General features: G+C 40.7%; 17 protein-coding genes, 1 pseudogene and 1 other annotated feature. Of the genes and pseudogenes, 3 read left to right on the forward strand and 15 right to left on the reverse strand.

The window, feature by feature from the left end; genetic code table 11:
* Positions 1-38: 38 nt before the first annotated feature.
* The 7 genes from FQ085_RS04580 to FQ085_RS04610 form a co-directional block, all read right to left on the reverse strand.
* On the reverse strand, positions 39-806 hold the full coding sequence (locus tag FQ085_RS04580) for a 3-hydroxyacyl-CoA dehydrogenase (protein WP_149456036.1): 768 nt from the start codon (positions 804-806) through the stop codon (positions 39-41).
* Entirely contained in the window at positions 793-1419 is a 627-nt protein-coding gene (locus FQ085_RS04585; RefSeq protein ID WP_149456037.1) for a TetR/AcrR family transcriptional regulator, read from the reverse strand. Before FQ085_RS04585 ends, FQ085_RS04580 begins: the two co-directional genes overlap by 14 nt.
* Positions 1420-1596: 177 nt before the next feature.
* On the reverse strand, positions 1597-2775 hold the full coding sequence (locus tag FQ085_RS04590; protein WP_149456038.1) for a lipid-transfer protein: 1179 nt from the start codon (positions 2773-2775) through the stop codon (positions 1597-1599).
* Positions 2776-2901: 126 nt separating this feature from the next.
* Positions 2902-4422 carry a class I adenylate-forming enzyme family protein gene (locus tag FQ085_RS04595; protein ID WP_149456039.1) on the reverse strand — a complete coding sequence of 507 codons (1521 nt, stop codon included), beginning with the start codon at positions 4420-4422 and terminating at the stop codon, positions 2902-2904.
* Positions 4423-4594: 172 nt separating this feature from the next.
* Positions 4595-5821: an acyl-CoA dehydrogenase family protein gene (locus tag FQ085_RS04600; protein WP_149456040.1), complete on the reverse strand. Its 1227-nt coding sequence runs from the start codon at positions 5819-5821 to the stop codon at positions 4595-4597.
* Between the two features lie 357 nt (positions 5822-6178).
* Entirely contained in the window at positions 6179-6898 is a 720-nt protein-coding gene (locus FQ085_RS04605) for a YebC/PmpR family DNA-binding transcriptional regulator (RefSeq protein WP_058384287.1), read from the reverse strand.
* Between the two features lie 162 nt (positions 6899-7060).
* The gene (locus FQ085_RS04610) at positions 7061-8167 is read right to left on the reverse strand and encodes a nitric oxide synthase oxygenase (protein ID WP_149456041.1); all 1107 of its coding nucleotides are present in this window, start codon (positions 8165-8167) and stop codon (positions 7061-7063) included.
* Positions 8168-8305: 138 nt separating this feature from the next.
* Here FQ085_RS04610 and FQ085_RS04615 point away from each other — a divergent pair, with 138 nt between their 5' ends.
* Positions 8306-9094, forward strand: a complete 789-nt coding sequence (locus FQ085_RS04615; protein WP_149456042.1) for an HAD family hydrolase — start codon at positions 8306-8308, stop codon at positions 9092-9094.
* 138 nt (positions 9095-9232) lie between these two features.
* On the opposite strand, the gene serA is transcribed toward FQ085_RS04615, so the two are convergent.
* Positions 9233-10819 carry a phosphoglycerate dehydrogenase gene (serA, locus tag FQ085_RS04620; RefSeq protein ID WP_058384285.1) on the reverse strand — a complete coding sequence of 529 codons (1587 nt, stop codon included), beginning with the start codon at positions 10817-10819 and terminating at the stop codon, positions 9233-9235.
* Positions 10820-11980: a pyridoxal-phosphate-dependent aminotransferase family protein gene (locus FQ085_RS04625; protein ID WP_058384284.1), complete on the reverse strand. Its 1161-nt coding sequence runs from the start codon at positions 11978-11980 to the stop codon at positions 10820-10822.
* 93 nt (positions 11981-12073) lie between these two features.
* Positions 12074-12298 (reverse strand) — a binding site (T-box leader).
* A 235-nt stretch (positions 12299-12533) separates the two neighbouring features.
* On the opposite strand from FQ085_RS04625, the gene FQ085_RS04630 reads away from it, so the two are divergent.
* Positions 12534-13967, forward strand: coding sequence for a M20 family metallopeptidase (locus tag FQ085_RS04630; protein WP_149456043.1), 1434 nt, complete (start codon positions 12534-12536; stop codon positions 13965-13967).
* Between the two features lie 17 nt (positions 13968-13984).
* Positions 13985-14158: pseudogene (locus FQ085_RS18525) on the forward strand (IS5/IS1182 family transposase); the annotation flags it as partial.
* A gap of 212 nt (positions 14159-14370) precedes the next feature.
* Here the strand turns inward: FQ085_RS18525 and FQ085_RS04635 are convergent.
* The 6 genes from FQ085_RS04635 to FQ085_RS04660 form a co-directional block, all read right to left on the reverse strand.
* Positions 14371-15669, reverse strand: a complete 1299-nt coding sequence (locus FQ085_RS04635; protein ID WP_269465411.1) for an amidohydrolase — start codon at positions 15667-15669, stop codon at positions 14371-14373.
* A 29-nt stretch (positions 15670-15698) separates the two neighbouring features.
* On the reverse strand, positions 15699-17228 hold the full coding sequence (locus FQ085_RS04640) for an AbgT family transporter (RefSeq protein ID WP_179946120.1): 1530 nt from the start codon (positions 17226-17228) through the stop codon (positions 15699-15701).
* A gap of 124 nt (positions 17229-17352) precedes the next feature.
* A complete protein-coding gene (locus FQ085_RS04645; protein ID WP_058384281.1) occupies positions 17353-18519 on the reverse strand; it encodes a M20 metallopeptidase family protein in 1167 nt (388 codons plus the stop codon).
* 643 nt (positions 18520-19162) lie between these two features.
* Positions 19163-19741, reverse strand: coding sequence for a TerD family protein (locus tag FQ085_RS04650; protein ID WP_058384280.1), 579 nt, complete (start codon positions 19739-19741; stop codon positions 19163-19165).
* A gap of 18 nt (positions 19742-19759) precedes the next feature.
* Positions 19760-20842: a toxic anion resistance protein gene (locus FQ085_RS04655; RefSeq protein WP_058384279.1), complete on the reverse strand. Its 1083-nt coding sequence runs from the start codon at positions 20840-20842 to the stop codon at positions 19760-19762.
* A 20-nt stretch (positions 20843-20862) separates the two neighbouring features.
* Positions 20863-22476: a YceG family protein gene (locus tag FQ085_RS04660; protein WP_149456044.1), complete on the reverse strand. Its 1614-nt coding sequence runs from the start codon at positions 22474-22476 to the stop codon at positions 20863-20865.
* Positions 22477-22500: the final 24 nt, after the last annotated feature.

Below are 22500 nucleotides of genomic sequence, written 5' to 3' on the forward strand. Positions count from 1 at the left end.
GTAGTTAACAAAATCTAGCTCATCCAAAAAAAGCTATTTTAACGAGGTTGCATGCGAATCGCACCGTCTAATCGAATCGTTTCACCGTTCAACATGGGATTAATAATAATAGAATTAACCAAGCAGCCAAATTCTGAAGCTTTCCCTAAACGAGATGGGAACGGCGTCATTTTCCCTAATGCATCTACTGCTTTTTCTGGTAGCCCCTGGAAAGCGGGTGTATCAAAAAGGCCTGGAGCGATTGTCACAACACGCACGCCTACTGAAGACAAATCACGAGCAATAGGCAATGTCATTCCAACAATCCCACCTTTTGAAGCACTGTATGCCGCTTGACCAATTTGACCATCATAAGCAGCTACTGAAGCTGTGTTAACGATGACGCCTCGCTCTTCGTTTTCATTTGGTGTGTTTTTCGACATTCTTTCAGCTGTAAGGCGAATCATATTAAACGTACCGATTAAGTTCACTTCTAAAACCTTAGAAAATGATTTCAGACTATGTGGACCTTTTTTCCCCATTGTTTTTTCCGCAACGCCAATACCTGCACAATTTACTAACGTGTTTACGTAACCAAACCTTTCTACCGCTTGATCTAACGCTGCCGTTACACTTGCTTCATCTGTCACATCAGTTTTGCAAAATATAGCTGCTTCACCTAATTCTCCAGCAAGTTCTGTTCCCAACTCTTCTTGCAAATCGAAAATAGCTACTTTCGCACCGCTGTTAACTAAATTCCGAACCGTTCCTGCTCCCAATCCAGATGCCCCGCCCGTTACTACAGCTACCAGTTTACTTAAATCCATTTTCTATTCCTCCATTTTCTATTTCAGAATGTAAGACAAGTCTCATTAAATAACTAGCGCTTGTCTCGGCAAAATCATCAAGATTTTTTTCTCCATCTTCTGAATACCATTCAATCATCCAGTTCATGGCCCCAAGTATAAGATTTCGAACGATTTTTATGTCTACTGGCAGAAAAACTCGCTGTTTGACACCTCCAGCAATAAGTCGATCAAATAGTTGCTCGTAATCATTTCGAAGCGCAAGAATATGCTCTAATTGTTCCCCATCGAAAAAAGATTCCTTTTTAGTTACTAATTCAAATTCGCCTCTTTCGCGTAATACATACACGATATGCACAACCATCGCTTGGTGTAATTTTTCTTTAAACGGCACGTTTTGTTGTTCTACTTTTTCGATATTGGCAATGCTTTCGTTTAGCAATAAGATGAAACATTGATACAACAAGTCTTGTTTATTATCGAAATAATAATAAACAGAGCCTTTTGTCATTAACAAGGTAGCAGCAATTTCTTCCATGGTCGTTCCTAGATATCCTTTTTCTGTGACGATCGCAGTCGCCGCTTTAATAATGTCTTCTTTTTTCTTCGCAATTTTTTGTGCATGTAATGACATGAGAATCCCTCTTTCTTATAGAATAGATCCATCCTGCACTATCCCTAGAAATACGCTTATAATGTAAAATCAATATCCGTTCTATTTTTGAATACACGTTCAAAAATAGAATAAAAAAATAAGGAAATAATAGTATTCATATTTTTGAGCTTTTCCTATTACTTCCTATTCCAAATGTTAACCTAATTGATACATGGTCGTTACACATGCTCCGCCAAGCCCTAAATTATGTTGAAGTGCAATTTTTGCTCCTTCAACTTGACGTTTTCCTGCTTGTCCACGCAATTGCCATACGAGTTCTGTACATTGGGCCAATCCGGTTGCTCCAAGTGGATGTCCTTTTGACATTAATCCACCTGATGGATTGATGACGTATTTTCCTCCGTGTGTATTGTTCCCATCACTGATAAATTTTTCTGCCTCTCCTTCACCACAAAGTCCAAGCCCTTCATAAGTGATCACTTCATTTGGTGTGAAACAATCATGTAATTCGATAACATCAATATCTTGCGGTCCAAATCCGGATTTTTCATAGACAATCTTTGCTGCACGCTGCGTCATTTCAGCACCCACGAGTGTCATTGGATTTTCATAAGTAACGACCGTATCCGTCGTCATCGCTTGACCAATGATTGTAACCGCATGCTCTACACCGTGTTTTTTCGCAAAATTTTCACTACATACGATAGCAGCAGCTGCGCCACAAGTTGGTGGGCAGGCCATGAGACGAGTTAATGTTGGATACAACAGTGGTGCATTCATGACTTCTTCAATCGATAGTTTATTGTTGAAAAGAGAATATGGATTCAAAACAGCATGATTTCGCGTTTTGACAGCTACTTTCGCAAAGATATTTGGGTTCGCTCCATATTTTTCTAAATATGCACTACCAGCTGCGCCAAACATTTTAATCGCTTCCGGAGAATTCGGGATATTCGGATCAATTTCTTCCAAATGATCTATCATCCAGCCGAGTGGTGGCGTGCGATCTTCCCAAACACTTCCTAGGGCCCCTGGTTTCATCTCTTCAAAACCAAATGCCAGTGCACATTCGACTTCACCAGATTCAACAGCTTGACGAGCCATGAACAATGCGGAAGAACCTGATGAACAGTTGTTATTCACATTAATAATCGGGATACCCGTCATTCCAATATCATATAATGCTCGTTGGCCGCAAGTGCTGTCTCCATAAACATATCCAGCAAAAGCTTGTTCCACTTCTCGGTATTCAATTCCTGCATCTGTAAGTGCACCTTTTACTGCTTTAGCAGCCATCACTTCGTAGGGTTCATTTGTTCCTGGTTTCGAAAACTTAACCATATCTACACCAAGTACTCGGGCATTTTTTTTCATTTTATCCCTCCTTGTTTATCCGTCAGTATTGATGACAGGTAAGTTATTCTGATGCAGAAGAAGCCAGTGAGATGTTCGATTCAAGCTTGACCTCACTGTCCTTCTATACATGCTATTCTGCATTTATTACTTTTTTACCGATTCTCTTAGTTTGTATTTCATTAGCTTGCCAGAAGTATTACGAGGCAACGCTTCTACAAAGACAACTTTACGCGGGATTTTATATCCCGATAAATGTTGTCGGCAAAAAGCTTCAAGTTCATCCAGTTCAATGGTCTCGTTTGGCTTGCTTGCAATAACAGCTGTTACGATTTCACCCCACTGCTCATCAGGTGATCCGATTACTGCGACGTCTGCAATTTTCGGATGAGTTCCTAAAACGTTTTCCACTTCCACAGAATAGACATTCTCTCCACCTGTAATAATCATGTCTTTTATGCGGTCTACAATGTAGATGTAGCCATCCTTATCTCGGTAACCTAAATCACCTGTGTATAACCACCCATCTCTAAGTGTTGCGGCAGTTTCTTGAGGTTTTTTATAATATTCTTTCATCACCGTATCACCTTTAAGAACAAATTCTCCCACCACGTTGGGTTCTGTTTCTTGTCCTTCCGGCGTAACTAACTTAGCTTCTGTGAACAATAGCCCGTCTTTACCAGAAGCACCCACTTTTTCTTTATGATCTTCCGGCGATAGGTATATGCCTGATGGTCCACCTTCTGTTAATCCACACAAGCTGTAAAAATTGTTCGAGTTAAAGAATTTCATCGTCTGATTGACCATTTCTCTAGACATCGGAGCTGCGCCATACAGGAACCGTTGAATAGAAGAAACATCGTATTTTTCTCCACCTGGGAATTCGATTAAGAATTTGAACATCGTTGGAATGGCAAAAAGACTAGTAATCTTATATTTTTCGATATCTCGTAACATGGCTTCTGGATTAAATTCTTTATGGATTACATTGAATCCACCTAACAAAAAACTACTCGTCATACAAATAACCAATTGAGCCGCATGGAATAAAGGTGCTACATGAATAAATCTTTCGCGCGTGTTATAACCGAGCAATCCAATACACCCAACAGTTACATTCAAAACGCGCTGGTGATCAAAAACCGCTCCTTTTGGGTTACCTGTTGTTCCTGATGTATATAAAATATGAAGATCATCCGTGTTGTTGATTTCGACAGCCGGTTCAGCACTATTTTTCGATAATACATCTTGCAAAGAGAGACTGCCTTTGTTTTCTGCTGTTTCTACTGTAATCACTTGGCGAACTGCAGGAATCGTACGGCTAGCATCGTGAATCATTTTTTCATATTCTTGATCACAAATAACAAAAACACTATTTGATTGTTCCAGAATATAATTTGCTTCTCGTGCGACTAGTCTGAAGTTCATGGGCACAACCACGGCACCTGCTTTAGCAACTGCATAATAAGAAATCGCAAAGTAATCCGAGTTCTTCATCATCAATGCAATTTTTTCTCCTTTTTGTATGCCTAAAGCAATTAAACCGTTGGCAAGCTGATTAACCATTTTATTAAATTCATGATACGTGTACGACCTGTCTTCAAAAACAAGTGCTGGTTTATCCGGATGTCTCAATGCGTTTTGTGCTAAAATGCTAACAATATTCATGTGTTCCCCTCCAATAATAGTTTCTGATTTTTATAGTATCAATTTCTTAAAAGTAAAGTACTTAATTACTCCTCTTACTTTTTGACTCTGTAAAATGTGCTAGTGAAGAATTTGAGATTATTTGGTTTGAATTTTATGGACTGTTAACGACTCTCCTCCTATCACACCTCCCTTATTTCATATTTATTATTTCTTCTAATTGTTCGCGCAGTTCAAGGCGACCAACATCCCGCAAATGCACTTGGTCCGGTCCATCAACCAAACGCAGTGCACGAGCATTGGCGTAATGTGCTGCTAACGGGAAATCTTCTGTAAGTCCAGCTCCGCCAAAAACCTGTATCGCACGATCAATCACATTAATGGAGACGCGTGGCACCGCGATTTTGATCATAGCGATTTCTTTACGTGCCGATTTCACCCCACCTTCATCGATTTTGTGAGCTGCATGCAAAGTCAAAAGACGCGCTTGTTCAATTTCAATCCGACTTTCAGCAATAATTTCTCGGATGACGTCTTTATCAGCTAACGTAGATCCAAACGCCTCTCTGCTATCCGCACGTTTACACAACAGTTCAAGTGCACGTTCCGCAGCACCAATTGCACGCATGCAATGATGTATACGCCCAGGTCCTAAACGCCCTTGCGCGATTTCAAAGCCGCGCCCTTCACCTAGCAGCATATTTGATACTGGAACACGTACATTGTTGTAGTGAACTTCAGCATGACCTTGCGGTGCGTCGTCGTATCCAAAGACCGTCAGTGGTCGGATGATTTCGACTCCAGGTGTATCAAAAGGCACGAGAATCATCGATTGCTGCTGGTGTTTTGCTGCATTTGGATCTGTTTTACCCATAACAATTGCAATTTTACAACGAGGATCCATTGCTCCAGTTGTCCACCATTTTTTCGCGTTAATCACGTATTCATCGCCGTCGCGCGCAATGCTACTTTGAATATTAGTAGCATCAGAAGAAGCAACAGCAGGCTCGGTCATCGAGAAGCACGAACGAATTTCTCCGCGCAGTAAAGGCTCAAGCCACTGCTTTTTCTGCTCATCTGTTCCGTATTTCACAAACACTTCCATGTTTCCAGTATCTGGTGCATTACAGTTAAACAACTCAGGTGCAATTAACGAACGTCCCATAATCTCGGATAAATGAGCGTAGTCATAATTCGATAATCCAGCTCCGTATTCGGGATGGTCCAAAAACAAATTCCATAACCCTTGTTCTTTTGCTTTTTCTTTCAGTTCTTCAATAATCGGTGCAATGGTCCAGCGATCCTCTGCTTGTTGTCGATATTTCTCAACTGTAGCTTCGTTTGGATACACATAATTTTCCATAAACCTTAGTAATTTTGTTCTTAACTCATCTGCCTTCGGTGATAACTCTTTCAGCATTTATGTTTCCCCCAATTTTTTATTATGCTTCAAATTTTTTAAAAGTCAGAATTTCTTACTAAGAAACTTTTTGAAAGCCCTTACATTTATCTCTAAATAAAAAGACGAAATATTTATACTATTTCTTCAATTTTAGTATAGTCGTTCTATTTTTGAATTACAAGTCAAATTCCAAATTATCAGATTATAATCCGTAAAAAAGAAACACTTTGATTTTACTCAAAGTGTTTCCTTAGATCGTTAAACAAGGTAATACCTCACTTTTACTTATAAAAAGAAGATAAGAAGACTCGGTTCCAGCCTCGCGGAACCGTAAGATAAGCTTCGGAAAATATCGTTAACTATACTTTTTCAGAATTATCCATCTAAATCTACATTGTGATAAACTTGCTGAACATCTTCCAGGTCTTCAATTGCATCAATCATTTTCTCAAATTGTTCCTGTGCATCTTCCGTCAAGGGTAATTCGTTTTGAGCAAGCATTGTCAATTCAGCTACAGTGAATTCTGTAATGCCGGCAGTTTTAAACGCTTCTTGCACTAAATGATATTGATCAGGTTCTGCATAGACAATAACTCCGTCTTCTTCTTCCATAATGTCACGCACGTCAACGTCCGCTTCCATCATCAACTCAAGAACTTCGTCAGCTGTTTTGCCTTCAATACCAAATACCGCTGTGTGATCGAACATATAAGCAACTGAACCACTGACGCCCATATTGCCTCCGTTTTTGCCAAAAGCTGCACGGACGTCTGAAGCCGTACGGTTAACGTTATTTGTCAAAGTATCTACGATGACCATTGAGCCGTTTGGTCCAAATCCTTCATAACGTAATTCGTCGAAGCTTTCTTCTGATCCACCTTTAGCTTTGTCCACTGCTCGGTCGATAATTGCTCTCGGAATGCTATACGTTTTTGCTCGTTCCAACACTACTTTTAAGGCTTGGTTTGATTCTGGATCTGGTTCGCCTTGTTTGGCTGCTACATATATTTCACGTCCGAATTTCGCGTAAATTCGGCTTGTGTTGGCATCTTTAGATGCTTTCTTTTCTTTAATATTATTCCATTTACGTCCCATTAAATTTCCTTCTCTCTATAATGTCTTACACTAGATGATAGTTACTAACTACTATTATAATACAAATCATTTAAATGTAACGTATTTCGCGGTTAAAAAAAGCAGTTTTTATCCATTTAAAGGATATCACTGCCCGTTCTAACGTATGGTTGTAGAATTTCTTTAGTTTATTTGATAAGGAGTTTGTTGATGAAAATAATTTGGTTTAACCACGTTGTTTCTGTAAGGTTTATGAAAAATGTGAGTTGTTGCTGGAGACATGGGCGGAATCAGCCAAGCCCAGTTGCCGGTTACATCTCGTCCTTCTGCTTGTTCTTTTTTCTCAAAATTTTTAAATTGCTTTGCTGCTGTATGATGATCGACAATGGTCACACCAGCTTTATGAAATGATTCCAATACCGCGATATTCAATTCAACTAAAGCCTTGTCTTTCCATAGAGAACGGTTTGACTGTGTATTTAAGTTCATCAATTTTGCTAGTTCTGGCAAGGCATTATACCGATCTTCATCCGCTAAGTTTCTCGCACCAATTTCTGTTCCCATATACCAGCCGTTAAAAGGCGCTACTTGGTATTCAATGCCGCCAATTTCAAGCAACATATCCGAAATAAGCGGTACTCCATACCATTTCAAACCGAGCTGTGAAAATGCTAAGATTTCTGGATGATCGATTTCAACTTCTTTAATCGATTGTCGTGGAATTTCTTTTAATGCAGGCTCACGGTTTGGCATTTCTATCACTAATGGCAAAATATCAAAAGCTGTTCTTTCTCCTTGCCAGCCAAGCTTTTGACATTGTTTAGTGAATTCTATCGAACTTGAATCTCCAATAATACCGTTTTCAGTTTCATATCCTGCATACCGAACGAGCTGATGGTTCCATAACCTCATCGGTTGCTCATTTTTTGTGGCCGGTCGAAAAATGGTAATGGCTGGACGAATCTTTCCATCGTTTGTTGCAAAATCAATATGGCGAATTAGTGCATCGAAAACACCTTCTGCAGATGTTTGATGTCGTTCATCAAAAATTGTTAGTGAATTCCAAAATAACCTACCAATACAGCGATTGTTATTACGCCACGCCATCCGTGCACCGTGTTCTAATTCTTCATAACTGTGTGTATAAGTCCCCGTATTGGTGATTTCCATTTTGACTTCAAGCAATCTATCTGCTTTTTGGTGTTCGCTCTTGCCCAGTTCATCAAAACAAATACTTATATAGTCAATGGCTTCTTCCCATAAAGACATAGTCAAATTGCTGATTGTCATTGTTTTCACTCCCTGCACATATAATAGCATCCACGCTTTGTAATGTTCAGTGACAGAATTCTGAACTCCCTATGTTTTTGTTCATTTTTCCAGTACACTTGAACAAACTAAAGAACTTGTCAGGAGGAGCTTACACTGATGGTCAAAGCGATTTTTTTCGATTTAGACGATACCTTGTTGTGGGATAAGAAAAGTGTTGAAAAAGCGTTCCAGGAAACGTGTAGTTTTGCCGAAGAACTAACTGGTCAAGACTGTTCCGGTTTGGAAACAGCGGTAAGAATGGTAGCAACTGAGCTTTACGCAGGATATGATACATATGCTTTCACCAAAATGATTGGCATCAATCCTTTTGAAGGTCTATGGGGAAACTTTGACGATCAAGGTACAGATTTTCAACAGATGAAAACCATCGTGCCAACTTATCGCCAAGATGCTTGGACGCTTGGTTTACAGCATATTGGTATTGAAAACTGTGCTAAGATCGGTAGTCAACTAGCCGACTTTTTTCCGAAAGCACGTAAAAGAAATCCTGTACTGTATGAAGAAAGCTTAAAAGTATTGGCAGACTTGAAAGAACATTACCAATTGCTCTTATTGACCAACGGCTCGCCTAGCTTACAGCAGCTCAAACTTGAAATCACACCTGAAATCGCACCATTTTTTGACCACATTATTGTCTCTGGTGCGTATGGAAAAGGCAAACCCGATCCGAGTATTTTCCAGTATGCCTTATCGAAATCTAATGTTCTAGCCGAAGAAGTGCTGATGGTTGGCGATAACTTAATGACGGACATCATCGGTGCTGAAAAAGCAGGGATTCGCTCTGTTTGGATCAACCGCGAGCAGAAAGCGCCCCATGAAACAATCATTCCAACTTACGAAATTCAACATTTAGAAGAATTGCTTCAGTTATTAGAACAACTGTAATCAAAAAGCGAGAAATACGTGACTATTCATAACAAAGCGTTTGTTACACTAGCAATTAGCCGATCTTTCCAGGAATAGCAAAAGGGCTGTCACCAAATGTCATAAAAAATGACTTATGGTGACAGCCCTTTCTATTTATTATAAGTTGATAGCAGTAACGCCTTGGATTTCATCTAATTTTGCTAATTTCGCTAAACTACTTGTGTCTGCTGGTTTATCAATAGACAACATCATAATCGCATCTCCACCAATAATTGAACGCCCTACTTGCATAGTAGCAATGTTGACATCCTCAACGCCTAGTAGCGTACCCACGCGACCAATGACACCTGGACGGTCATTATGGCGAACGTACAAGAGATGACCTTCTGGCACGACATCCACTAAATAATCATCCACTTTAACGATGCGAGCTCCTTGTCCATTTAATAAAGTTCCAGCCACTTTTCTAACGCCATTCGCAGTCTTTACTTCTACTGTGATTAACGTCGTAAAGCCTTTTGATTCTGTAGTCTTTTGTTCAGTAACGACAATACCTTTTTGATTGGCAAGGTACAAGGCATTCACATTATTAACTTGTTTACCAAGATGACGCTTCAACATGCCTTTTAACATGTTACGCGTTAACGGCCTAACATCCATATTAGCTAATTCTCCAGCATAGCGTATGGTGACTTCTTCAGCAGTGGCACCTGTCAGATCCGTCAAAAAAGCACCCAATCGCTCTGACAAATCAAAATAAGGTTCAATTTTTTTCATAATTTCTTTCGGTACGGATGGCAAATTCACTGAATTCCGGACAGTTCCTGTTGTAAAGTAACTGACGACGTCCATACTGACATCCACTGCTACGCTTTCTTGCGCTTCAAACGTACTCGCACCCAAATGGGGTGTTGCAATAATTTCAGGCAAATCCAATAAACGAAAATCAACCATCGGCTCTTGCTCAAATACATCAAGCGCGGCTCCAGCCACTTTGCCAGACTTCACAGCATCAAACAGTGCATTTTCATCAATAATTCCACCACGTGCACAATTAATAATCTGGACGCCATCTTTCATAATTTCAAATGCTTCTTTATTAATCAAGTGCTTTGTATCTTTCAAAAGTGGTGTATGAACTGTAACAAAATCCGCTACTTTCAGTACATCCTCAACCGATCCAAAATCCACTCCAAGCTTTTCCGCTTTTTCAGCCGTTAGAAAAGGATCATAGGCAATGATGTTCATCCGTTGTCCTTTAGCGCGTGCTGCTACTTCCTGACCAATTCGACCAAATCCAACTACTCCAAGCGTTTTATTTTTTAGCTCGACACCTACGTAAGATTTACGGTCCCATTGCTGGTTGCGCAAGGCATGGAAGGCTTGCGGAATTTTGCGCGCCATCGACATCATCATGGCCATCGTATGCTCTGCAGCTGAGTTTGTATTGCCGTCCGGTGCATTAACGACGATAATCCCATGTTCTGTAGCAGCTTCTAAATCAATATTGTCTACGCCAACACCTGCACGTCCAATAATCTTCAAGTTAGACGCTTTTTCAATCAATTCACGCGTTACTTGCGTCTGGCTTCGAACAAGCAAAGCGTCAAACCCATCAATACGATCTTCTAGTTGTTCCGGCGTTAAGGTGGTTTCGATCACAATATTTACGCCGTTTGCCTGACGCAAAGGATAAATGCCTTCTTCGCTAAGTGGATCGCTGATTAGTATGTGAAAAGTCATTTAGTTATTCTCTCCTTCTGTCAAAAAGACTCGCTGTGCAGCGGCAATTCCTTTGCCAAGTTCGATTTTCTTGCCAATTTTCATTAAACCGATTTCCATTGCAGCCAATGTTTGCAACATGTCTGCCGGAGAACAATAGCCCATGTGACCGATCCGGAAAATCTTTTTCGCTAAATGCTGTTGGCCACCTGCTATTTCAAGAGCAAATTCTTTTTTCATCACGTGGCGGAATTGTTCTGCATCAAAGTCATCCGGCTTTACAGCTGTGACGGTTGGTGATGCATCTTTGTCAGAAGTCAGCAACGGTATGCCGAGTGCCTTGAATGCAGCACGTGTCATATTTTTCATCAGACGGTGCCTCGCATATACTTGTTCGAGTCCTTCCTCTTCTAACAACTCTAATACTTGCTGCAAGCCGAATAAAATCGACAGTGCTGGAGTAAATGGTGTTGTATCTTTTAATAGATTGTCGCGATGTTTTTGAAGATCTAGATAAAATCGTGGTTGCGGATTAGCTTTGATTTTCTTCCAAGCACGATCACTTGCTGCGATAAACGATAGACCTGCAGGTAACATAAAGGCTTTTTGTGAACCCGTCACCACAACATCGATTCCCCATTTATCCATTTCAGTTTCTGTACCGGCTACACAAGAGACGCCGTCGACGATAACAAGTGCGTCAGACACTTCTTTAACTGCAGCAGCTAACTCCTTGACTGGGTTCAAGACACCCGTTGATGTTTCACAGAAAGTCGAGAAAATCACTTTGATTTCAGGATGCTCCAATAAGAAGCTTTTTACTGCTTGTGGGTCAACTGCTAAGCCCCATTCCACTTCGAAAACATGAGTTTGAATGCCATATGCTTTACAAATTTTTGCAAACCGTTCTCCGAATGCTCCTGTTACAAGAACTAAAACTTCTTCGCCGGGAGCTACTGTATTAACAACCGCCGCTTCTAGTCCCGCGGTTCCGCTACCCGTTAAAATCATAACTTCCTGTTTCGTTCCAAAAACACGTTTTAATCTCGGTCTGATGTCGCTGATCATTTCGGATGTACTTTGTCCGCGGTGCCCGATCATTGGTTGAGCCATAGCGCGTTGCACGCTTGGCGGAATTGGCGTTGGTCCTGGGATTCGCAAAATATGTTGGTCTGTTAGCATAATAAACTCTATTCCCCTCTCGATTACCCAATATTTGGGCCAGTAATTGTAGAAAGACGACAAAAAAGACTCCTCGCCCCTCACATAAAAAATGTAAGGGGCGAAGAGTCTGATTCGCGGTACCACCCTAATTCACTGTCACAAAATAGACAGCCTCATTGGTTCACATGCGTAACGGACATGAAACGGATGGACCTACTGGGGTATTCAATCCATCTATTCAGGAGTGCTGCTAAATGTCGAAATCACTGATTCTCACCAACCATCAGCTCTCTTAAGATTTCTCTACACGAAGCGTATCTCCATCAACATAGTTATTCTGTATATTTGAATTGACTCCATCATATACAGGTGAAAATCCATTGTCAATATATAAAAAATAATTAGTTTTCTTTGGAAACGTTTCCATCCTATATAAACCTAGAAGGCACTAAGTGTAGAAAAAAGAAAATATTTTTATAATTCAACAAAATATATCAATTCAATTTTCATTTTAGATTTACATGTCTTTTTGCTATACTGAGTATAAATTTATTCCAAAGGAGATGCCGGCATGTCCACTGATTTTTCTGTTCATCAATATTTATTAACTAACAGAAATCATTTTGAATCAATTAGCCAATACATTTGGGAACATCCCGAAACACGCTATTTGGAATTTGAATCTGCTTCTTTTTTAGCTAATGAACTAGAAAAAGAAGGGTTTTCCGTTCAATATGGCGTTGGCGGTATTGAAACCGCGTTTATCGCATCCTATGGTAGCGGTAAACCAGTCATCGGGTTTCTTGGTGAATTCGATGCCTTATCTGGACTTAGCCAAAAAGCTAACTCAACAAAACAAGAACCCATAAAATTAGGCGGCATTGGCCATGGCTGTGGTCATAACTTGCTTGGAACTGGCGCTCTGGCAGCAGCATTTGCCGTAAAAGCGTTTCTTATCGATAATAATACTAACGGAACAGTGAAATTCTATGGCTGTCCAGCAGAAGAAGGCGGTTCCGGCAAAACTTTTATGGTACGTGAAGGAATATTTGATGATCTGGATATCGCTTTAACCTGGCACCCTTCTTATGCTAATTCCATCATGAGTTTATCGAGTCTTGCTAATTACCAAGTCTATTTCCGGTTCAAAGGTGTAGCTTCACATGCAGCTAACTCTCCACATTTAGGACGCAGCGCCCTAGACGCAGTTGAGTTGATGAATGTGGGCGTCAATTACTTGCGTGAACACGTCGTCCAAGAAGCAAGAATGCATTACGCCATTACCAATAGCGGCGGATTTTCACCAAACGTTGTTCAGTCAGAAGCGGAAGTACTATACTTAATTCGCGCGCCTAAAGTCGCTCAAGTTGATGATATTTATAAACGCATCTGTAAAATCGCTCAAGGTGCCGCATTGATGACGGAAACTGAAATGACCATCATCTTCGATAAAGCTTGTTCCAACTACGAACCAAATCGAAGATTGGAATTAATTCTAAACGAAAAATTACATGAAGCTGGAGCTATCCAGCCCACCGAAGAAGAACAGCAATTCGCCAAAGACATCTGGAAGACTTTATCTGAAGGCGAAAAAGAAAATTCCCTTGCTGGTATGAAGTCGTTTGGCTATAGCGGAGACAGTAGCGAGTTCAAGGGCAAATACCTGTCGGATATTATTTCTGAGTATATTCCTTCCGCTGAAGTTATGGCTGGCTCCACTGATGTATCTGATGTTAGTTGGGTTGTTCCGACTGCTCAATTAACGACTGCTACTTCAGCTATCGGTACTCCTCTTCATACTTGGCAGATGGTAACACAAGGCATTAGTTCATTTGCACATAATGGCATGTTGTTATCATCTGAAGCTATGGCAAACACCGCCATTCATTTATTTACCCACCCTGAAGATCTTCAGGCAATCAAAGCCGAACATACGGAAAAGCGAAAAAAAGAACCCTATATTTGTCCTATTCCTAAAGACGTCAAGCCTTCTGCTGTGAAATAAAAAAAGAGCAAGCAGTCAAAAGCTGTCTGCTGAGAGAAGGCTGTTACAAAGAAAGAGCTAAAAGTAAGACCTATTCCATAACCATTAAATCAACCGAGTATGTAAATCAACTTGCATTCCAAGAAAGTGAATTCTTCAGGCAGACCGCCAAAGAGCGATATAAAACTGAAGCTAAGAACACTGTAATTGAAGAATTGGTATGGACATCGCACGTCATCCGAAGCTACACTCAACGGCATGACAATTTTACTGTGAAATTGAAATGAAGACTTGAGTTACTCAGCGCAAAATAAAAAAAGGAGACAGAAGACAGGATAATCTGCCAATCTGTCTTCTTTTTTTTGTCTCTCCTAGTTTCGAGAGAAGAATTTTCAGTGGCCTAGGAAATCCTGCCGTCTTTTCTTTATACCTTATTTAATTTCAATGCAGAACGGTATAGTATGTCGACGGCTGACAGCATCGACTTTTCATCAAAGTCAAACCGTTCATTATGATGCCCAGCTGCCAAATCACTACCCACGACACAATATGTGGCCAACCCTCCATTTGCTTTAACATGTTCCATATAATACGTTGCATCTTCGGAACCTGCCGAATCGGTAGACCAGTCAATTGTTTTAGTGAAATATGGTGAACTTTGGGCAACATCGTACAACATGTCGACAAGTTCTTTACTCGGAATGCTACTTTTGGCTTCCCCAACAACTTCTGTTGCTACTTCTACGCCGTACATTGCCGCAGCACCTGATAACACTGCAAACGCCTGCGATCGAATATAGTCATTAATTTCAGAAGTTTCTCCCCTCGTTTCAATTTTCATTTGAGCAGACCCTGGAATAATATTACGACCAGAGCCCGCATTCAGAACCCCGACATTGACTCGTGAAGCCCCTGCTGAGTGGCGAGGAATACCATATAAACCAAGAACTGCAGAAGAGGCCGCCATTAGCGCATTGCGCCCGTCTTCCGGTTTACCACCTGCGTGAGAAGTTTCACCTTTAAAAATAACATCGATTTTTGTAGTTGCTAAGAAACCCGAATTGCCTGCCACAAATTCACCTGTTGGAACTCCAGTACCAAGGTGCATAGCGATGAAGACATCAACATCGTCAACGACACCTGCCGCTACCATTGATTTTGCTCCACGTGTCCCTTCTTCTGCTGGTTGGAAAATCAATTTGATTGTACCTGTCAGCTTTTCTTTATTATTCATTAAGGTTTTCGCAAAGCCAAGCCCAATCGAAGTATGACCGTCATGTGCACAGGCATGCATTTTATCAGCGTTGACTGATTGGAAACCTTGATCGAATGGAAAATGACCTTCAGCCATTTCCTCCTGAATATCCAACGCATCCATATCAAAACGGTAAGCAATGACCGAACCTGGTTTTCCAGTTTCAAGCACAGCGACGACTCCTGTCATGCCATTCTTGAAGTTCGGCAACCATTCCAGATCGGCTCCATTTTGTTCAGCCCATTTATAATGCTCATCCAATTTTTGGGGACTTGGCATACCCATTCGCTGGTCAGCTTTCATCACTTCTTCAGCTATTTTTAGTGAATACCCAAGTTTGGACAGTTGCCTTGCAACAAGAGAAGCAGTGCGCATCTCTAAAAATCCAGATTCTGCATGCTTATGGAAATCACGTCTCCATTCAATCATATGTTCTTGCAGCTGGTCATCGATTACTATTTCTACCACTTATTATCCTCCTCATAAAGTAAATTTTTTTATAAATAAGGTGTGATTCCTGGGCCAAATTGCCATCCTGCATAGAAGAAAATTAGGAACATGATAATCCAAACAATAAGGAAAGACAGTGTATAGGGAATCATCAACGAAATTAAAGTTCCCATTCCTGCTTTTTTATCGTATTCTCTTACAAACGACAAGACGACGATAAAATATGGATTTAGAGGAGTCACAATATTGGTGGAAGAATCTCCAATCCGATAAGCCATCTGCGTGAATGCCGGATGATAACCCAATTGCATAAACAGTGGCACAAAAACGGGTGCTTCTAGAGCCCATTTAGCAGATCCTGAAGAAATCAGGAAATTCAGCATGGACGTAAAGAGGATATATCCGATAATGAGATATATTCCAGTGAAATTGATTTGAGTCAATAATTCTGCACCATTTACCGCGATCCATGTTCCAATATTTGTCCATGTGAAGTAAGCGATAAATTGAGAAGCTGCAAATATAAGTACAATAAATCCTGACATATCTTTAATAGATTCGCCCATAAAGTTTACTGCATCACGAGAGTTTTTAATGACACCAACGGTTTTCCCATAAGCAACACCAAGCACAATAAATAAGCCTAGTATAAACGGTACAATTCCAGTCAAGAACGGGGATGGTATCAATCCACCTTCTTCGTTACGCAAAGTTGAATCTGGCCATGCAATTAGGATGATTATCATCATAATATAAGCCAGTCCAGCTAATCCCGCGTTCCGCAATCCTTTATTGGCTTTCGGATTTTCTTCAGCACTGACATCAATTATTTTGTCGCCTTCATATTCCCCAAGTTTTGGTTCAATGATTTTTTCTGTCACTAAAGCCGCAACCACCGTCAGCACAAAAACTGAAACAATATTGAAGTACCAATTATCCGCTGGTGTAACAATAATCTGATCGTTAAGAATAGCTGCTGCTTCTGTCGAGATACCCGACAGCAACGCATCTGTTCCGACAATCAATAAATTCGCTGTAAATCCAGCTCCAGCACTGGCAAATCCAACGGCCAAGCCCGCAAGTGGATGACGACCAATCTTATAAAACACCATTGCTGCTAGAGGCGGTATTAAAATCTGAGCCGCGTCAGATGCGATATTCCCCATAATTCCTACGAATGCAATAGCATATGTAACGAGCGATGCGGGTGCTTTTAAAATAGTTTTACGGATTACGATTTCCAATAAACCCACTTTTTCAGCTAAGCCGATTCCAAGCATAATAGCCAATACAGTTCCCAACGGAGCAAATCCTGTAAAGTTCTCCAACATGGAAGTTACAATATATTGAAGTCCTAGTCCCGATAACAAGTTCTGAATAGCCAAGGTTTCTCCAGTTCCTGGATGGACAACAGAAGCATCGAATAAGCTAAAGATAAAAGATGCGATTATGACAACGACTGCTAAATACACAAAAATCATGAACGGATCAGGTAGTTTGTTGCCCAACTTTTCAATGATATTGAGAAAGCGGATGAAAATTCCTTGCTTGTCTCCATTTTGTACCTGTTTTTTCATAATAGGCCCCCTCTTCATCTAAAAACTTAATATTTTGAACATTATAGCCAAATAACGAACGAATAATCAAGTGTTTCCGGTAATAAACTTTTCCTAACTACTTATTATTGGCTCTCGAAAAAAATTATTTTTTCAATATATTTAGTGCATTAACTGTCACTTTCGTCATCGTTTCGACTCCAATTTCTAAAGCTGCTTCCTCAAAAAAGAATTCCGGATCATGCAAAGGTTTAGGTTGTTCCACGTCCTCCTTCGAACAACCAAGCCAATAAAAAGCTCCCGGTACTTTTTCTAGAAAACGAGAGAAATCTTCTCCGGCCATAGATGGATCCAACACAGGCAACGCATCATCTCCGTATAGTTGAGCTGCACTTCCGCGTACTAACTCTGCCCATTTAGGAGTGTTTATCGTGGCTCCGTAGCCATCGACATAATCAAAATCGATTTCTACTTCGTACGCAATTTCAAAACCTTTCACAAGATTTTCTAGACGACGTTTTACTGTCTCTTTAGCTTTCTTGCTATAGGTACGAACTGTCCCTTTTAAGACTACTTGATCTGCTATTACGTTGTAGCGATATCCGCCATTGATTGTGCCAATAGTAATTACTGCAGATTCTAATGGATTTACATTACGGCTGACAATCGACTGTAGCGATGAGATGAACTCTGCTGCTATAACAATAGCGTCTTTTCCCTGATGAGGCATACTGGCATGTCCCCCGGCACCTGTTATTGTGAAAGATAAGGTATCAGAAGCCCCCATCATTTCCTTATCACGCACGCCAATCTGTCCGACTGGCAGATCAGGCCAAACATGCTGTCCAAAGATGACATCAGGCTGAAATTCATCAAACAATCCATCTTCCATCATTGGTCTTGCTCCACCGATTGGTGATGTTTCTTCATTGGGCTGAAAAATAAGTAGAACACGACCAGACAATTGATCTTTCATTTCTTGTAGCTTAAAGGCAGTTCCGAGTAACATTGAAGTGTGCGCGTCATGGCCACATGCATGCATTTTGCCATCGACTTTAGATTTAAAGTCGATAGCCGTCTTTTCCAAGATTGGCAGGGCATCAATATCAGCACGTAATGCGACTGTTCCACCTTTGCTGCCACCTTCGATTACACCTAAAACACCCGTTTTTGCAAAACCTGTTTTGAATGAAATACCGGCTTTTTGCAACTCTTCTTGTATCAGTGTTGAAGTTGCCCACTCTTCTCCACCCAACTCTGGGTTTTCGTGAAGAGTTCGCCTGATTTCTCTGATTCGATCGATCGTTGCCATCGCTTGTCACCCTCTCAGTTTTATATCTTTCTTTTCGAGGATAGCATAGATAAAAAAACTTGTATCGAATATTCATAATTTAATGTTAATTAAGTTGCTGTAAGAGGATGATTTTACGTCAATGGACGTGTACACATCAATCAATCGATTGATAGTGAACATCAAAGGCTACGCTAAGTATGTACAGAATAAAAAGGAGATTGTAAATCGACCTAGTTGCTTACCTGCTGTTTATAAGGTAAACAAATGTTTCACTAAGAGTTTTGTGGAAAGCTCAATTTAGAGGATTTATTTGATGTAATGGACTCGACAGATAGAATCTTAGCCATGGCTGTCAAAAAAAGCCGTTAGTAATCCTTCATACGGGGAAGTCTGCTTTGGATTTTACATAAAATCGGCCTTTCTGTAACGATAGTATGGAAATTTTCACTTTAAAGAAATGAACGGTTTTTTTATATCCTGATTTAGGTTTCGAATGGCTGATGGGAACGGAGCGACGCGTGGTGAAGACGGCGTAGCCGGCTGAGGCCGTGCCCGCGGAAAGCGTCCGTCGAAATGGACATCAGCCTTTTCTCATAAATGTAAAATGGGGCTGTCCCGAAAAGTCATTTTTTCATGACTTTTGGGACAGACCCATTTTCAATTAATTTAACCCAAAATCATTTACTAATGCCGCAAGGCCGCCTTGATAGCCACTGCCAATTGCGTTAAATTTCCATTCGTTGCCGTGGCGATACAATTCTCCAACCACTAACGCCGTTTCAATCGAAAAATCTTCTCCAAGATCATAACGGATTAATTCTTCGTTCGAGCTTTCATTCATAATACGGATAAAAGCATTGGAAACCTGACCAAAGTTTTGGCTGCGGCTATCTGCTTCATGGATGGTTACGGTAAAGACCACTTTATGGATGTCTGCAGGAACGTTCGGCAAATCAACGATTACTTGCTCATCATCGCCGTCGCCTTCTCCAGTTAAGTTATCCCCCGTGTGGACAACCGAACCGTTGCCGCCTTCAAGATTGTTGTAAAAAACAAAATCTTCCGGTCCACGTGATTTGCCATTTTCGCCTACAAGGAAAATGGATGCATCTAAATCGAAGTCTCCTCCGCCGCTATATTTGTTCGTATCCCAGCCTAAACCAACGACCACTTTTGTGAGTCCTGGATTTGTTTTAGTCAAGTCGATCTTCTGTCCTTTTGAAAGGTTGATTGCTGACATTGTAATTTTCCTCCTCGATTAGTTAGCTTTACGTTGAGTATCTTCATACTTCTTCTGTAATTCTTCGATGCGGAGACGTCCTTCTTCACGCATTTTGCGATTTTCTTGCTCAATCTCGCGCGTGTCATTCATCCCTTGCATAATAGTCTCCCATGTCTGCTCAATGGTTTCAATCTTGATGCTCGGTTGACCGGACATTCTTGCAATGTCTACACTTTGACGTGAAATATCATTCGCGTTGTTGAGTAGCATTTCGTTCGTACGGCGATCTAATTCACTCATCGATTCAGCAACTAGGTTTTGACGTTTAGCCGCGATCGCATTAATTAAACCAGTTTTAAAAATCGGAATGGTTGTCACGAAAGCCGAGTTGATTTTCCCAATTAGTTTCGTATTACCACGCTGGAGCATACGGATCTGAGGTGCCGACTGGTAAGAAACTTGTTTCGCCATTTCCAGGTCGTAAACACGCTGTTCTAGAAGTTCAATCGCATTTTGCAAGGAGTTTAATTCCATCAAAGCCATTTGATCACCAGATTCCGCTTTTGCACGGACTGCTGGCTCTTGAGCTCTCAATTCCTCCACTTTAATGTCACCTGCTGCGATATATTTTTCCAGTTCCATAAAGTAATTAAAGTTTTGATTGTATAGTTCTTCTAAAGTCGTCGTTGACTTTTTCATTTCGCCTTCATACTTTGTAATTTCAACGTATACTTTATCGATTTCAGATCCCATCGTCTGATACTTGTTAAACAATTGTTCAATCACTTTATTTCCTTTATTGAAAATCTTACTCATGAAACCTTTCTTTTCGACAAAATCCTTTTTATCGAATTTATCCATGATTTTACCTAATTGTTTTAGTAACTCACTAGACTCTTCCATGCTATTTGCTTGAACAGAATTCAATACTTTTCCAGTAAAAGCTGAAATTTCATTCGCTGGTTCACGACCAAATTCCAGTAAAGCGATTTGGTTTTTGGGATCGATTTTCGCAGCCAACTGAAGAACTTCGGGATCTTTTTTCAGTTGAACCTTTAATTGGTTTTCATCTTTCATTACTAATTCCTGTTGTTCAATTTGTTCTGGCATATTGGTCATCGGTTTTCACTCCTTTTTGGCTATAGCCATTTTTTTAATATTTTTTTCACGACAGAAGGCTCTCGGTAAGGCTCGTTAAAGCTCCGTTCATCAAGCCAGTGTGTATCGAACGATTCGGAATCGATCCAGCGTTCAATATCTTGATGCCCCTGTGGATTGATGATAATGACGTCGAGTCCAAATATATGAATCAACGCAATCGCATTGGCGTCGGCACGGCTCAACTCACCGTCTTTTTCTTCGTTATAAAAGAGCATTGTGGGTACGAACTGCGGATAATCGAATAATTGAATCAACTGAATTACCGAATCTGGCAGCGACATCGATTGCGAAAAAGCATAAAGCTGCAATTCTTCAAATGATTCGCCATGTTGAGGCACGAGAATTGGCTTTTCCGCATGTCTCGCGATTGCTGCTGCAATTGCTGTCTGAACACCATCTGGCAATTTATTGTATTTCCACCAATGCGCAGCTTTTATTTTTTCCGGATCCAACAGTCCGTTTTTTCCAAGAGCAGCACGGTAATGGAATTGCTGATTGCCTTTTCGTTCTTCCGCAAAAGGAAAGCTTCGAACTAGTTTTGTGTCTTCCCGCTCAGTCAATTTATGAACATTGTCCCAAAAGCGTTTGCGGTCCTTTTCAATACCCATCAGCTTAGAAAAAACGACAGGAATGTTGACACTTCCACTTGCTACAGAAAAAGACGGCCGCACCATTGCACGTTCTTTAGCAAGCATGAAAGCTTCGTCCATCGTCGTTTTAAGTCGAACCGAGCGAGTCAAATACGATTTAAATTGGAAGGGTTTATAAAGTCCAGAATCATCGTGATGCAAAAGACGGTCTACTTCTTGAGTTGCACGATAGGCGACCGTTCCCACACGTTTCGGCTTTTCATCTGGAAAAGGAAGAAGTGCTTCGGCGTTCACTTGAAAACTGTGGCTATGAAGCCCTTCAGCTCCAACTGCTTTTTCAAACCAACGCTCTCCTTTAGGATCATAGACAACGACATGGAAGCCAAACGCTGCCGAAAGCTTCAAAAACCAAGTTTCACTTTCTGAAACGCTGCCATACCATAAAAAGCCAGGCAAGCCTTTTTCCAACTCTAGCTTTTCAATTTCTGGTGCTATGTGATTAAACATCCACTTAACTAAGTCAGTCGTTACGCGACGAAAAGAGGAATGTGTTGTATTTCCTCCGGATTGCGTTTGAAAAGCTTTCAAAATATCAATCAATACAAGTCGTAGACGTCTGTTCAAATCCGCGTCTTTTAATCTAGGTAGCAGTCCTTTGCCATCAAGAAACGCTACCATTCGATTGGGTGACAACCCATTTTCTTTTTTATTCATTTCGAACAAATCTTGAAGTGTCCGAAGACGATCCTGCTCAATATGTTTGTTCATTCGGTCAGAAAGTCGAATTATCCGTCCATCTGATGCTTCGATGACGTCATAAATAGACGCGAAATAGTCATCGGCATCAAGTGTCATCCCTATAACTTGTCCGAGTAGCTGTGGATACGTAATGCGGTCTTCTTCAATTTTCGTTTCGCTGTGATCCACAATCGGTTTTTTCAGCCATTCCCCGATTTTTTCTGGATCCCAGGTTTTAGCGGGGATTGGATTCAATTGAACCATCGGAATCTCTCCTTGCTTTGTTGC

It is taken from the genome of Planococcus sp. ANT_H30 (genome assembly GCF_008369335.1).
Classification (GTDB): Bacteria; Bacillota; Bacilli; order Bacillales_A; family Planococcaceae; genus Planococcus; species Planococcus kocurii.

What these genes read in the sequence shown, in the direction of transcription:
- FQ085_RS04645 (WP_058384281.1), bottom strand. Translation starts at nt 18,519, where the DNA reads ATGGCAACGATCGATCGAATCAGAGAAATCAGGCGAACTCTTCACGAA.
- FQ085_RS04595 (WP_149456039.1), bottom strand. Translation starts at nt 4,422, where the DNA reads ATGAATATTGTTAGCATTTTAGCACAAAACGCATTGAGACATCCGGAT.
- FQ085_RS04605 (WP_058384287.1), bottom strand. Translation starts at nt 6,898, where the DNA reads ATGGGACGTAAATGGAATAATATTAAAGAAAAGAAAGCATCTAAAGAT.
- FQ085_RS04590 (WP_149456038.1), bottom strand. Translation starts at nt 2,775, where the DNA reads ATGAAAAAAAATGCCCGAGTACTTGGTGTAGATATGGTTAAGTTTTCG.
- FQ085_RS04630 (WP_149456043.1), top strand. Translation starts at nt 12,534, where the DNA reads ATGTCCACTGATTTTTCTGTTCATCAATATTTATTAACTAACAGAAAT.
- FQ085_RS04625 (WP_058384284.1), bottom strand. Translation starts at nt 11,980, where the DNA reads ATGCTAACAGACCAACATATTTTGCGAATCCCAGGACCAACGCCAATT.
- serA (WP_058384285.1), bottom strand. Translation starts at nt 10,819, where the DNA reads ATGACTTTTCACATACTAATCAGCGATCCACTTAGCGAAGAAGGCATT.
- FQ085_RS04655 (WP_058384279.1), bottom strand. Translation starts at nt 20,842, where the DNA reads ATGACCAATATGCCAGAACAAATTGAACAACAGGAATTAGTAATGAAA.
- FQ085_RS04585 (WP_149456037.1), bottom strand. Translation starts at nt 1,419, where the DNA reads ATGTCATTACATGCACAAAAAATTGCGAAGAAAAAAGAAGACATTATT.
- FQ085_RS04640 (WP_179946120.1), bottom strand. Translation starts at nt 17,228, where the DNA reads ATGAAAAAACAGGTACAAAATGGAGACAAGCAAGGAATTTTCATCCGC.
- FQ085_RS04580 (WP_149456036.1), bottom strand. Translation starts at nt 806, where the DNA reads ATGGATTTAAGTAAACTGGTAGCTGTAGTAACGGGCGGGGCATCTGGA.
- FQ085_RS04610 (WP_149456041.1), bottom strand. Translation starts at nt 8,167, where the DNA reads ATGACAATCAGCAATTTGACTATGTCTTTATGGGAAGAAGCCATTGAC.
- FQ085_RS04660 (WP_149456044.1), bottom strand. Translation starts at nt 22,476, where the DNA reads ATGGTTCAATTGAATCCAATCCCCGCTAAAACCTGGGATCCAGAAAAA.
- FQ085_RS04615 (WP_149456042.1), top strand. Translation starts at nt 8,306, where the DNA reads ATGGTCAAAGCGATTTTTTTCGATTTAGACGATACCTTGTTGTGGGAT.
- FQ085_RS04600 (WP_149456040.1), bottom strand. Translation starts at nt 5,821, where the DNA reads ATGCTGAAAGAGTTATCACCGAAGGCAGATGAGTTAAGAACAAAATTA.
- FQ085_RS04650 (WP_058384280.1), bottom strand. Translation starts at nt 19,741, where the DNA reads ATGTCAGCAATCAACCTTTCAAAAGGACAGAAGATCGACTTGACTAAA.